This is a genomic window from Xylanibacter muris (genome assembly GCF_013166605.1).
GTDB classification, from domain to species: domain Bacteria; phylum Bacteroidota; class Bacteroidia; order Bacteroidales; family Bacteroidaceae; genus Prevotella; species Prevotella muris.
In genome coordinates this window covers 195,115-207,627 of record NZ_JABKKF010000001.1, presented here as the reverse complement: position 1 = coordinate 207,627, position 12,513 = coordinate 195,115, and the positions used below count along the sequence as shown (strand labels likewise).

Sequence of the window (12,513 nt, the reverse complement as noted above, 5' to 3'; positions counted from 1 at the left end):
TCAGTTTTATTAATTCAAAAATACTATTTTCTGCCTGTTACCAGGCCTTTTCATTGATATTATATATAAACATACGTTAAATTATTCATTTTGTTTTGTCGGTAGGACAAATTTACGAATATTTTGTCCTATCCGCAAGACAAAATTCAAATTTTGATATCAAAAAAGAGACACTTCTTGAAAACAGAATAAAAGTGAGCTTACTCTTGTTTTAGATATAAAACTTTAGGGATATCCTCCACATTACGAGGTTCCTCACATATCAAGTTTTTTATAATATGCAAATGTAATGCTTCCTTTACCCTCTTCTTCACACTTTTATTCTTTTTACCGTCACGAGGCATTGGTTCTGTAAGATCTCGTGGAGTAATCTCTATTGTCATGTGCCAATAATTCAACTTTGTCGGCTTATGTTCCACGGTAACTGTTGCATGACATTCAGGCTCATAGCCAGCATGATATTGCTCAATAATTTCCTTATCAATATCATGTGTCTTTTCTGCATACTGTTCTAAATCACCTTTACTTCCAAACTTTCTCCTATATGGTACAATAGTCTTATGCAGACAATTTACAGTTATGAAAACACTATTTGCTTGTGCCATTTGTTCATAACATTCATCATAATCGCAAATATCGACATCTTCCTCATTCCATTCTATAATTCCATCTCCCTTCTGTTTCCATAAAATATCTTCTATTTTAAATTCTCCACCGAGCAAGTTTGTCGACCAATCTAATACATCATCACTAACAACCCCTTCATTCAATAGTTTGCGTCCACCTATATAATGAAATGGATTTCCATCAAAATCCAATCTTCTTACCAAAAGCGACTTCAAGCATTTAGTATGCAAATCATCTACATTTATGCGCCTGACATATTGTTTCTTTGGTAAAATTCTTATAGGGTATTCGCACATCCAATCTATCCTTTAATGCAATAATTTACCTCTTCTGTGAGACAATCCAAATCGAGATAATCGACAAGATAATCATCATCTCCTTTTGACAAAGATACAGCAATACCATTGTCTTCACCTTTTTCAATCTTCTTTCTTACAATAAGAAGAAAATCATTGTCAATAACCATATCTATACGAATAGCATTGGTCAATGGGCTATAGTCTGCATATACTTCCTTTATGTCAAAACAGCCGCATTTCTCACTGATTTTAGAAAGAACATGCTCTACATCTGATATCAAGGAGCAGTTTCTATCTGCCAATCTCTCACGAAACGATTGCATTATCATTATAGAGTTCAGATATTGCCTGTAGTCAACAACATTTCGGTTTGTAACAGTTTCCTGACTTTTAATAAAACTATCATAGGGGTACGTGTCTCCTTGAATAGACGAACCCTCACTTGCAATAAAAGGAGATGTTGTAAGTGTGGTAGCAGTCAATGCCATACTATATATAGTACTTTTCATCTGCCAAACAATTTATTTGTTATTTATTACGGCTATCAACTCTCGTTCCAAAGTCAATGCTTTACTACAAAATGCATTTACATCATCAATAGAATAATTCCCGTCTATTCCATGCGTATTAATATCAATAGACACAATCACACATTCTATTGTCTTATTCTCAATTTTGCCATTTGTCGGATTAGTTTTTGCCTCCGTCCGTTGTCCTTCTGTTATTGTAACCACTCTATTTATCTTTAGGCTCTGATGCATGCCTAAATCTTGTTCACAAGGAGCATTATACCTTATCGCCTTTTCTTGTTTGTAAGAATTAGGTAAATCCGGTATTCCGATTATTGAATTCCAATAACCGGCAATAGAATTATCATCAACACTTTCAAGTCCCAAAGAAGGAGAATACGCCATGCGTGTAATACTGCCTATTGATATAGCTTCATTTATACCCTTCAATAGTTCTGTCAATTCATTCACACGTTTCTTTTCGTCTTCTTCCGTATTTATAAACAAACCACTTACAATATCTATTTTATTGGGCTGAAATTCTATCCTTATATCACGATATCTAACAAACCAGGGAGCATTCAAAGGTATCTGATTCGGAGAAATGATCTGTTGGGGGCCAACCATAACAAAATTCGGCTGCAACACACCCACTTCCCCAATATTTCCCAATTTGGAAATGATTATATCTTTACGCGTATCAGAATAACCAATAAACGAATTGGTGAATACTGTCACTCTTTGATTGAATATTATTGGCTTCATACATTTGTCCGTTAATACGTATAATTCCCTGCAAATATACTGTTTTTATTTTATAAAAGCAATACTTATTGCCTATTAATCTCTTTATTTCAGGGAAAAACTATTTAAAATAAACAGCAAACCAGATGCAGAAGCAACTTTTATAAAAAAACAAAAGTGAAGAGACGGGAGTTTTTATTGGAAAAGAAGATTTTATTAAGAAAAGAAAACTCTCCGCCTCAACACTTTCTATATCTTTCCGGCCTCAGCCACTATTTCCATAAACACCTGTTCTATCATTTCCTTTTCAAGCTCAAAATACCGCAGTTTCCGTCCATCTTTCATTGTCAATAAAAGATGCCGCATCGTATCATTGTCCGTATATTCATAGAACTCTATTCTAATTACATCCATCCCCTTTTCGTTAAGGGCATGCGCAACCTGTTGCAACTGAACATCAGACATATTTTTTCCTATCTCATACAGAGAACACATACGTCCATTCATTTTGAACTGTTTCTGATTAAGAGAATATTGCATTGGAAATAAAATTTTATCCATTTATTTTTTACTTTTTGATATTAAAGAACAATGGACATGTTTTTGAAATAAATGGAATTACGACAAGAAAAGCAGCATATATTATACAAAAAGTACACAATGCCCACATAATAGGCTGATGAATAATAACCCCTGCAATTTTAGCAATAGGTATCAAAACAAAATTATGAAAGCAAAGTACAACCAACGAGTATTTTCCCCAATAACCGACAAATGACAGCCAACGTTCTGTCAACATTGAAACACTAAGCACCATAATGGATCCACCAAAGACAGACAGCAAAAATAACAGATAAAACCCGCCATATGAATTATTTTGCATACTCATCCCTGTACGAAATGTAGCAAATATGGCAAAACCGACCAATACGGTAACAACAGTGAGACATCTGTTACCAATCAAAAAATTGCCGATATATTTCCTTGTAAAATAACCACAAACCAATAGCGGAGACGCGACCAAACCCGGTCCTATAAAAAACGGAAGTGTTATATCCAGTTTATGAAGATAGAAACCAACACATCCAACAACTAATGACAATAATGCCATAATCATTTCTTTTGACCGACTTATCCATATTATAGCGTAAAAAATCACAAATCCCCAATATAGCGAAAGCAGAAACCACAATGGTCCATTAAAAAAAGTCTTACTATATACAACATTAAATATATTATCCCACATGAATTCATGCTTTACTCCAAAACCTACAACATTTAAAAAGAAAGAAGAAACAAAAGAGAATAAATACATCACAGCAAATGGTCTTAAAAGCGATATTGTTTTCTTGCATATCTCTTTCTTTATATCTAAAAATTCAAGTTTTATAAGATATCCAGAAAGAACAAAGAATAAAGGTACATATATACTAACGATAAAATTATTTAACATTTCGGGGGGGGTAAATCCGTTTGGCCTATTCCCCCATATATGCATCCATACAATCATCATCATACCAATACCTTTGGATATATCCAAAAATTGAAGACGCTTATTGTTTGATTTCATCATACTTTTTCTTGTCATGGCAATCATGATAAACCAGACATTGCTCATTAGATTTATTGAAAACGTCTATTTACTTTATTGCCGAATAATAAATATTCTCTTATCAATGATATATCAAACCGTTTTATAAATATAAACGTGTTGCAAATTCATATCATTATTTACTCCTGTCATACTTCTTTCCTCCAAACTTAGCAGACAAGAAACCGGTTATCTTCTTTCCCCATTTCTCATCCCCAATTTGCACAAATCCAGTCTCTAAGAATTTAATATTATTCTGTTTCAACCACACATCAAGCAAAAGTTCACTTACACGGCCAAAAAGACGTGCGTCAAATGCAGGCATATTGGTAACATCAACCTCTTTTTCCAAGGCAAAGAGTATCCCAAACAGCCAAGTACAATACTTATCAAGAACATCCCGCTTCATAATCATCATATTAAACATGTGTGCACCAGTATGTTGCATTACCTTATCAAACATCTGCACATATTCCGGACATTGCTTACGCATAATTTCCCGCGTAAGCTCAAGATGTTCCAAATCATGGGTATGCTTATAATGAGAACTCAACGATTCTATGAAATATCTTCGCTTTCTTGGCAATACCACATCCACCTTTTCCAAATATTTCTCTGCCTCTTCTTTCGTTAGAATAAGGGAATATTTCCATTTTCCCTTACGACAACTAAAATGCCGACGATAATGAGCCAAACCAATATATTCAGACTTTACATTTTTCCAACCCCAATACAAAGCGGTAAGTTCACAGAAAAAAGGATTCTTGTCTGAAATATTATCTCCTGAATCATCACCGGTATATCCAAAATCATCTTTTGCCAAAGAATTACCTACTCTTACCGGCAAATACATACTGTCTAAAGGCATGTGAGCCTTTTTATGTGTTGCAACTAAAATCTTAATATCCATAACCTTAGTTTCTATTTATTATAAAACCATTCCATCAACGTATCTGCCACAATTTTAGCACTTCCTCTATGCAAAGGCTTAAAATTATATGTTCTTGCCCGTTCTATCATGACAGGCAAATCTTTCTCATCCATACAACAAATAACACACCCTAATTCATCCATCTTCTTTGCCACTTGTCCTTGGTCATGCACATGCTCCAGTCCATTACGACGTGGCAAGACAACAATACGTTTACCTTTATCTACGGCTTCGCAGATACCGCCCCATCCACCTTGCAACACAAGAATATCCGCCTCGTCCATAAGCAATTGCATCTTGTCCTTTGGGCAAAAATCAAAATATTCTGTCACATGTTTGAACTCATAATGAGTATATCCCGACTGCACTACTATGCGCTCATGTGTTGTCGCAGCAAAATCATCGGCAGCTTTTGCCATACGGCTGAAATCCTGATTGTGCGTACCTAAACTGAATAAAATCATAACACTCCTATATATTTAGCATCTGGAAAAACCTTCATCATTTCCGGCCATTGTACACAAAAAAGGTCACTGTGACCGTACGCTCTTTCCGGTGTTCTTGACGGTGATGTTACATCGGCAGCAGAACAAATATAAATGACCTTACATTTCAAAAAAAACTTTCCGAAAAAGATGGACGGATAGGCCATTCCTGAGCCTGTTGAGATAATACAATCAGGTCGTTCCTTCATCAGGTACCAAAGCGACTGTAAGGCATTTACCACCCAAGTCCACTTCTTGTCCGGAATAACATTCATTACAAAATGATGTTTTCTCGTTGACAGAAACTCACTCAGATGTTCCGACTTAAACATAAGCCAATAAATATCAAACTTGCTCTCATCTATATCTTTGGTGGCAAGCCGCAATTCTGCAAAATGTCCTCCTGGACAACATGCCATACATATTTTTGGTCTCTTCATCTTAATACAACATTTTACACCATTCTGTTTCTAATGAATTCTTCCAATAATGGAAAAGCCGCAGCTGTAGAGTTTATACCACCGGCTCTTGGAAGAACACCACTATGAATTACAATCATGTTATCAAATCGATTAAAGTATTCGTCTACAGATATAAAATCAGAATAAATGCCAAAAGGATGATATTCGTCTTCAAACTTTTCTGTATGCACCTTCTCTTGCAAACGCTCATAGTTCACTCCCCATTTTTTAAGATGATTTTCAAAGTCGTCACTCAATTGATTAAAACGCTCCTCAGTTTCCTTGTCGATATGAAAATCAATTGCCAATCCTGGTTGTCCAAACTTATCCAACATCTGAGACAACATCATTTTTCCATTTCCTTTCTGATTTTCCAAATGCAGACAAAGATACCATTCGTTCTTATATACATAAAGCTTATGTCTGATAAAGAACTGCCATGCAAAAGCCATACACGAAGGAATATCTTTCAATATTGCACCAACAATTGCAAAACTTTTTTTTCCAAAAAGGAACTGTTTTAAATTCTTGAAGAAAGGAAATTCCGCATTGAATACAGGATAGAGAAAAAATGAGGTTTCGTCTTTCTCTCCAATAATACGTGTAGTTATAAACGAAAACTTCTTTATAAGAAAACGAAAATCCACAGGACCGACTCTTGTTCCATTCTTGATACGATATACTTTCTTTACTATATGATCACTAAACTCCACACAGGTTTTGTCCTGTATACCGCTCATCATTAATATCCGTGATGTCTCAAAAGCACCAGTTGCCAAAAAATAATAATCATATCCATCTATTTTTACAGTCTTAAAGTCATGAATAGCTTCAAAGCCTGTTATATGTTTCTCGTCAAAAAACACCCTGCTTACTCTATGATGTGGATGTAACGTCACATTTTTACAAGAAGCAACATTAAACTTCTTGAACAGATTACGCGAGAAATAATCTAACCAAACTCCAGTTTTGGTAAACATTCCATCACCTATTTGTTGTTCAGGATAATTATTCTCAATGCCAACTTTTTTGAAAATATTCTGCTTATATTTCTTATTTAATTCTATTATTTCTTTTTGATAACGATTAGGATTTTTAAAATCATTATCGGAAAATGTCAGGATTTGCCCACCCCATTTAGCAGTAGCTCCTCCATAACCAAAATACCGTCCTTTAGTCAAAGCCTCGTATGGACTACCAACAACTTCCGAATACAATCCCATTGTGTCTTGGTCTTTTATTTCCTCATCACCAACATCATAAATATGAATATCCCAGTCAGGATGCAACTCATTAATCAAACTTACAGCATAGCTACCGTAAGCACCGGAACCTATTATTGCAATCTTTTTCATATCAACCATGTATTTTGTGAAATGTTTTTTCTGTGTCAAAATATTGAACTTTAAATTGTCCAGCAACCATTTGTAATTTCCTTTCATCAAAAACACCTATAACCTTTAGTATATGGGCAAAAAACATAACCATTCCTTTTGGCAAAGGAATGACTGTTGCATAAGGGACAAGTGTTTTCAAGTATGCTTGTTTTGTATTCACACCTTTCTCTACCATCAGATAAACCTTCAAAGGATTATCTGATTCTATCGCATTTTTTAATCCAAGTTGAAGCACATCCCTATCAATCAAAGGAAGTGTACTTTTGCTATTACCCATCAATACCGCAAATCCACCAGGCAACAATTTTGCTATACCTGCCAAAGCATTCTTCTTGTCTTTAGCTGTTATAAATCCCGGACGCATCATAACAACCGGGATACTTGAAGTTTTTTCCCACTCCAATAGTCTGTTATCAATAGCAATCTTTATCATTCCATATCCTCCTTTCAATTCCGGATGGATATCTATCGGTGTTTTCTCAGATATAAATACTTCTTGATTGGGAAGAACGGAGATACTGCTCATCTGAACAATACGTTTAACCCCGACTTGCCTACACCATCTGCACAGAGCATCAATATATTCAATGTTTTCTTCTATGGATTTACCGTCTAACAGAATAAAATTAACAACAACATCCATTTGCTTGTCTTTCAGAAAAGGATTGGAATCCATTTCTACAACCGGTCCTGTTATCACACGCCCTTTCTCTTTTAATTCTCCCCTGGAAAAACACCATACCTCATGTCCTGCTTCTTCCAGTTTTTCCACAAAATTGCGGGCTGCATACGAACGATGTCCACAAATCAATACCTTCATAACAAATCCTCGTATATTTTTTTTAAATCATTCAACACAAAGTCAGGAGTATATGACCTTACAATATCCAAGCTTTTTCTACCTTCAACCGCAATAGCTTCCGGATTATCCAAATAATGTTTCAGTGCATTCCAGATCTGTTCTTTATTACCAGGCTCTACAATCACACCGTTTTCCCCATTCTTGACAACCTCCGTAATTCCTCCGACAGGAGTTGACACAACAGGCATTCCATAACTCATGGCCTCAAGAATAGAAATGGGAAGTCCTTCGTTATATGATGGAAGAATGAAACAATTTGCCCATTCAAGAAGTTCAACTTTCTTCTCACCATTTACCCATCCTTCAAATTGTACAACATCTTCCAGGTTATTATCCTTTATCAACTTTTTAATTTCATTCTCAAATTCATTACCTCCAAAACGAAGCATAAACCGCCCTTTTAAATTCTCATGGTGAGTAACTATAACATCAAGCAAATCCCAAATACCTTTACGCTTACCGAGCCATCCCAAGAAAAGAAAACGTAATTGTGGCTGGATGTTTGGACTTTGTATTATTCTCTTTTTTAAAACTTCTTCTGACGGCGGAGTTACAATGTTGTTCAATATTATAATATTCTTTTCTCCTATACCGATTTTCACAAAAAAATCTTTCCATTGAGGAGAAAGAACTATCAATATGTCACATGCCTTTATATTATTTATAATCTTATCCTTGTCTGATGCTGTCTCATAAAATTCCACGAAATCAGCAGCGTGCATGTGCAGGATAACTTTCTTACCAAACGTTCTTGCCGTTTTTGCCATAATCATCTTTCTTTTAAAAGATGAGCCTGCCGCTGTATGTATATGTACAATCTTTAACCGTCTGTCAAAGATAAGAAGAAAAACAAGCTCCACCCAATGGTAAAAAAAATACCATGCTTTATTCAATGGATTGGTATATTTCCAGGTAGGAATGTGCCTTAGCCCGTCAAAATACCTGTCATAGCATTCCAAAACAGTAGACACTCCACCTCCACAAGGTTTTGTCGTTCGGAATATCACACTCACCATCATTACTTTATTAGCAATACTTTTTCCAATTATTATACGCTTCATAACCCTATCAATCGTCTTAAACATAGAGGCATATTCTTACCTGTTTTTGCAATAATTGTAGGCAATGCAATTGAAGATAAAAGACTTACTGTCCATATCAGCCAAAACCAAAGATCATCACAAACTATAATATGCTTCCTATAAATGAACTTACAAGCCATAATTGGATACATGTGTAGCAAATATATCTGGTAAGTATAGTTCCTCCAACTTCCAAAAAGGTTTGGTAACATTTCTGCCAGACGATTGGATAAAGAAAATATGAAAACTATACCAACCAACATACAAACCAGATTATTTACCAAAGATAATTCGACAAAATAGATTAGATATATATAAATAAATCCCGTAGCAATTGCTATTTTCCATGAGGCTAATCTTTCTGACATATTTTTCAATTGCATTACCATCCCTAAATAAAACCACACCGTCATAGATAAAGTCTTATCCATGGCAAATATCTCTATATTAAGCATTTTCAAATGGGGGGGGGTAAATGTAAGCATTGACAGCAACAAAAATGTCATCACGATAAACATTGTTTTACCCATTGTTTTCTTCAATATTGGAGTAAACAAGAAAATAGTAAATAAAGATATAACAAACCACAAATGTGGAACAGGCCCCCGGAAAGGAATAAAGAAGATCTTAAAGATATAGCCTGCATTAAATCCGACTTCATGCTTCAGCATACTTGAAGGCAGGCATAATTTAAATGCAAACGTAAACAAGCTTAAACACACAAAAGGTATAAGCAATCTTATAACCTTATTTTTTACCAAGTCACTATACTTTTTCCTATATCCCGATGTCATAGCAAACAAAAATCCGGACACACACATAAACAATGGCATTTGGAATGCTCCAAAACGTTCTATAACATTCACTACAGGTGTACCTACACTTTTGTCTCCTGCAATATCCAAGTGTCCTATAATAACAGCGATTATTGCGATTGCATTAATAATAGAAATATAAGCTACTTTTTCCTTCATATTCTATTCCTTTATCACTCTCAAAATCTGATTTACACTATCTTCAATTGTTCCCGAGTTGTCAACAACAGTCACATCCGGTTTGTTGGTTAGTTTTTGATAAAGGGTAAAACGATATGGAAAATCGGGATTGGCATGATTTTCCACACGGCAATCGAGCACAGCCTGACGGTCGCGCATAACCACAAACTGATAAGAGTGAGCAGGCAGAATGGAATGGAATTTTTCATACCATTTACTATCTAAAATATTTTCAAATCGGCATTCCGCACCTAAATCAATGAGTATATCGTTTATCCAACGATCACAAATCACATAATCCGATTTAAGTTTCATCACCTTCCTTCTTGCCATTCTATTATCAATGTACGAACACCACACATACAACTTACAAAACCATGGCATCTTATAAAGACGGTGTTCCCACACATCCCCCATTTCATTATGAACCTTGACAGAAAGTCCCAACACACGTGCCAAGGCATTCATTGCTTTTACTGTATAATGACTATAACGCATCCATATATAATCCACACTTTTGCCTTCTTGCTCTAATTTTTTTTTGAGATTATTGATGACAGTTGTCTTCCCACTACCGTCAACTCCACTAATAATTACATATTTAGTCATACAATTGTTTATTCTTCATTATTATCAGATCCATCCACGCTTTTCCGACTTCATTCCATGTCGGGTGTTTTTCCATGATTCCCAAGGCCCTACACGCCAAAACATCACGTTCACCCTTATTATTCCACAATTCCGAAAGAGCTTTTGTCAGATTGCCTACAGAAACTTTCCCGGCTATTTTCAATCCGTTCTTAAGATATTCCGTTGTTCCTGCATTGGAAAAAGAAACAACCGGTGTACCACACGACATCACCTCATAATAAGTAATAGGTATTTCCGCAGGAATACATATAAACGGCAAAACTACCGCGTATGCTTCTTTCATAAATGCCTTTAATTGTGGAATGGTAAGCTGTTCTCTAAGAACAGTCACACATTTCTTATGGCGCATACCGTTCAATACCTCAAAAAACAAATCATACTGCGCTCCCACATCATTACGCATAAGAAAAACAATTCTTGGATTAAGATTTTTATTACTCTCAACAAACTCATCAAATGCCTTCAACAATAGTTGGCTTCCACGCACTTGTCCAGGGGCTCCCGTAAAGAGATAGAATCTTTCGCCTTTCAGGTTATTTTTTACCAGAATACTTTCATCTGTTTCTATATCCTCGAACTCATCTTTTCCTGGATAAATTACATGTGTAGGCAGAACTTTTCCCAATCGCTGTGAAGTATATTCTGTAAGTGTTATCAACTCTGTAAAACCTGCCTGTTTCAGTTTATAGGCTATCAAAGTTTTGGGTGTTACAGCCTCAAGCATCCAAGCCTTGGCAAACAAGCCATAGTGGCGGAACAATTGAAAAGCATTCCATTTTGGGGTAATTCCCGATGGAATGTATGCAATCTTTCTGCATGTCATTTTCTGAAAAGCACTAAGATTACGCAGTCCCTCACGAATAGTTGCCGCAAAGAGGAAGACATCGTATCCGTTGTTGTTCACCCATTCGCTAAGCGCGCCAAAATCACGTGGACATTGCACCACTCTGATACCCAGCCATTCGAAGTCTGCAGCATCACTACATGACACACTGGAGTTAAGCACATCAGCCTCCCAACCTTGTGATTTCATCACCTTTGCCATCTCCAATACTGTGCGGAAAGGCATCAGGCGTTCACGGCCAGGAAACAAATCCACCGTATGAAGTCCTACTTTCATTCCTGCAAATGCATTTTATTGAACATGTGACAGAACTCATCAAAACCCATTATTTCTTTATAATATTTTTTATGTTCATCATCTATATCCTTAAAGATAATCGGGATTTCCTTTTTGCTCATCACATCATAGCTGTGCTTCATTGTGAATACATACATATCCAACGGATATCCATTGAAAAATGCCCTTGTCCTCTCACCGACAGACCACATCATGGCCATCCAATAGTTCCACTCGCCTTTCTTTGGAATGAAACGAATATCTATGTCTGACGACGGATGCCATTTGCCGGTAGACAGCGAGCCGTATGATATAGCCGCAGCTATATACCTACAGGAATCCAAACGTTTCTTCATCTCTACCGTACCATTATAAAACTGTTTGGCTGTAAGATTACCTGCCCGTATATGGTAAAATACGCATACTGCCTGTCCGTTAATGCAATAGTTGATGACATGCGCGATAAACAATCCTACCCACCATGGAATAACAAGACTTAATGCCAACGTTATCACCATATCCATACCAATCTTTATTACATTATCCCTCCAGTTCGCATACAGCATGCCTTGAAGAATGAATGATGTGATAAATGTTATATACCCATAACTCATCCATTCGTCAAACCACGTCCCCTGCAAGAAACCGGGCAAATGCTTCTTCTTGTGCTTCGTAAATAAAGCGTTTATATATCTATTCATATTTTTCGTTATATTTGTTATACAAGACTTTACAAACAATCACTACATGTAATCATCA

Annotated in this window: 15 protein-coding genes; all 15 read right to left on the bottom strand. The window is 35.9% G+C overall.

What is annotated here, in order from left to right; genetic code table 11:
• Nucleotides 1-200: 200 nt before the first annotated feature.
• Nucleotides 201-923 (bottom strand): hypothetical protein, encoded by a 723-nt coding sequence (locus HPS56_RS00765; RefSeq protein ID WP_172272373.1) that lies wholly within the window; start codon nt 921-923, stop codon nt 201-203.
• 5 nt (nt 924-928) lie between these two features.
• Nucleotides 929-1,435, bottom strand: coding sequence for a hypothetical protein (locus HPS56_RS00760; protein ID WP_172272370.1), 507 nt, complete (start codon nt 1,433-1,435; stop codon nt 929-931).
• 12 nt (nt 1,436-1,447) lie between these two features.
• The gene (locus tag HPS56_RS00755) at nt 1,448-2,200 is read right to left on the bottom strand and encodes a hypothetical protein (protein WP_172272367.1); all 753 of its coding nucleotides are present in this window, start codon (nt 2,198-2,200) and stop codon (nt 1,448-1,450) included.
• A 228-nt stretch (nt 2,201-2,428) separates the two neighbouring features.
• Nucleotides 2,429-2,740: a hypothetical protein gene (locus tag HPS56_RS00750; protein ID WP_172272364.1), complete on the bottom strand. Its 312-nt coding sequence runs from the start codon at nt 2,738-2,740 to the stop codon at nt 2,429-2,431.
• Between the two features lie 7 nt (nt 2,741-2,747).
• On the bottom strand, nt 2,748-3,752 hold the full coding sequence (locus HPS56_RS00745; protein ID WP_172272361.1) for an acyltransferase family protein: 1,005 nt from the start codon (nt 3,750-3,752) through the stop codon (nt 2,748-2,750).
• A 154-nt stretch (nt 3,753-3,906) separates the two neighbouring features.
• Nucleotides 3,907-4,680, bottom strand: a complete 774-nt coding sequence (locus tag HPS56_RS00740) for a DUF4422 domain-containing protein (RefSeq protein WP_172272358.1) — start codon at nt 4,678-4,680, stop codon at nt 3,907-3,909.
• An 11-nt stretch (nt 4,681-4,691) separates the two neighbouring features.
• The gene (locus HPS56_RS00735) at nt 4,692-5,165 is read right to left on the bottom strand and encodes a glycosyltransferase (protein ID WP_172272355.1); all 474 of its coding nucleotides are present in this window, start codon (nt 5,163-5,165) and stop codon (nt 4,692-4,694) included.
• The gene (locus HPS56_RS00730) at nt 5,162-5,626 is read right to left on the bottom strand and encodes a glycosyltransferase family protein (RefSeq protein ID WP_216655741.1); all 465 of its coding nucleotides are present in this window, start codon (nt 5,624-5,626) and stop codon (nt 5,162-5,164) included. The genes HPS56_RS00735 and HPS56_RS00730 overlap by 4 nt, the downstream gene beginning before the upstream one ends.
• A gap of 14 nt (nt 5,627-5,640) precedes the next feature.
• On the bottom strand, nt 5,641-7,002 hold the full coding sequence (locus tag HPS56_RS00725; protein WP_172272352.1) for a hypothetical protein: 1,362 nt from the start codon (nt 7,000-7,002) through the stop codon (nt 5,641-5,643).
• A 1-nt stretch (nt 7,003) separates the two neighbouring features.
• Nucleotides 7,004-7,864 carry an NAD-dependent epimerase/dehydratase family protein gene (locus HPS56_RS00720; protein ID WP_172272349.1) on the bottom strand — a complete coding sequence of 287 codons (861 nt, stop codon included), beginning with the start codon at nt 7,862-7,864 and terminating at the stop codon, nt 7,004-7,006.
• Nucleotides 7,861-8,967, bottom strand: coding sequence for a glycosyltransferase family 4 protein (locus HPS56_RS00715; protein ID WP_172272346.1), 1,107 nt, complete (start codon nt 8,965-8,967; stop codon nt 7,861-7,863). Before HPS56_RS00715 ends, HPS56_RS00720 begins: the two co-directional genes overlap by 4 nt.
• Nucleotides 8,964-9,962: an acyltransferase family protein gene (locus tag HPS56_RS00710; protein ID WP_172272343.1), complete on the bottom strand. Its 999-nt coding sequence runs from the start codon at nt 9,960-9,962 to the stop codon at nt 8,964-8,966. Before HPS56_RS00710 ends, HPS56_RS00715 begins: the two co-directional genes overlap by 4 nt.
• 3 nt (nt 9,963-9,965) lie before the next feature.
• Nucleotides 9,966-10,592 (bottom strand): nucleoside/nucleotide kinase family protein, encoded by a 627-nt coding sequence (locus HPS56_RS00705; RefSeq protein ID WP_172272340.1) that lies wholly within the window; start codon nt 10,590-10,592, stop codon nt 9,966-9,968.
• On the bottom strand, nt 10,585-11,754 hold the full coding sequence (locus HPS56_RS00700) for a glycosyltransferase (RefSeq protein ID WP_172272337.1): 1,170 nt from the start codon (nt 11,752-11,754) through the stop codon (nt 10,585-10,587). The genes HPS56_RS00705 and HPS56_RS00700 overlap by 8 nt, the downstream gene beginning before the upstream one ends.
• Nucleotides 11,751-12,455: a nucleotidyltransferase domain-containing protein gene (locus HPS56_RS00695; protein WP_172272334.1), complete on the bottom strand. Its 705-nt coding sequence runs from the start codon at nt 12,453-12,455 to the stop codon at nt 11,751-11,753. The genes HPS56_RS00700 and HPS56_RS00695 overlap by 4 nt, the downstream gene beginning before the upstream one ends.
• Nucleotides 12,456-12,513: the final 58 nt, after the last annotated feature.

Excerpts from the sequence above, each read along its gene's own strand:
- HPS56_RS00740 (WP_172272358.1), bottom strand. The coding sequence starts at position 4,680 with ATGGATATTAAGATTTTAGTTGCAACACATAAAAAGGCTCACATGCCT.
- HPS56_RS00705 (WP_172272340.1), bottom strand. The coding sequence starts at position 10,592 with ATGACTAAATATGTAATTATTAGTGGAGTTGACGGTAGTGGGAAGACA.
- HPS56_RS00725 (WP_172272352.1), bottom strand. The coding sequence starts at position 7,002 with ATGAAAAAGATTGCAATAATAGGTTCCGGTGCTTACGGTAGCTATGCT.
- HPS56_RS00755 (WP_172272367.1), bottom strand. The coding sequence starts at position 2,200 with ATGAAGCCAATAATATTCAATCAAAGAGTGACAGTATTCACCAATTCG.
- HPS56_RS00730 (WP_216655741.1), bottom strand. The coding sequence starts at position 5,626 with ATGAAGAGACCAAAAATATGTATGGCATGTTGTCCAGGAGGACATTTT.
- HPS56_RS00720 (WP_172272349.1), bottom strand. The coding sequence starts at position 7,864 with ATGAAGGTATTGATTTGTGGACATCGTTCGTATGCAGCCCGCAATTTT.
- HPS56_RS00750 (WP_172272364.1), bottom strand. The coding sequence starts at position 2,740 with ATGGATAAAATTTTATTTCCAATGCAATATTCTCTTAATCAGAAACAG.
- HPS56_RS00715 (WP_172272346.1), bottom strand. The coding sequence starts at position 8,967 with ATGAAGCGTATAATAATTGGAAAAAGTATTGCTAATAAAGTAATGATG.
- HPS56_RS00695 (WP_172272334.1), bottom strand. The coding sequence starts at position 12,455 with ATGAATAGATATATAAACGCTTTATTTACGAAGCACAAGAAGAAGCAT.
- HPS56_RS00710 (WP_172272343.1), bottom strand. The coding sequence starts at position 9,962 with ATGAAGGAAAAAGTAGCTTATATTTCTATTATTAATGCAATCGCAATA.
- HPS56_RS00765 (WP_172272373.1), bottom strand. The coding sequence starts at position 923 with ATGTGCGAATACCCTATAAGAATTTTACCAAAGAAACAATATGTCAGG.
- HPS56_RS00735 (WP_172272355.1), bottom strand. The coding sequence starts at position 5,165 with ATGATTTTATTCAGTTTAGGTACGCACAATCAGGATTTCAGCCGTATG.
- HPS56_RS00760 (WP_172272370.1), bottom strand. The coding sequence starts at position 1,435 with ATGAAAAGTACTATATATAGTATGGCATTGACTGCTACCACACTTACA.
- HPS56_RS00700 (WP_172272337.1), bottom strand. The coding sequence starts at position 11,754 with ATGAAAGTAGGACTTCATACGGTGGATTTGTTTCCTGGCCGTGAACGC.
- HPS56_RS00745 (WP_172272361.1), bottom strand. The coding sequence starts at position 3,752 with ATGATGAAATCAAACAATAAGCGTCTTCAATTTTTGGATATATCCAAA.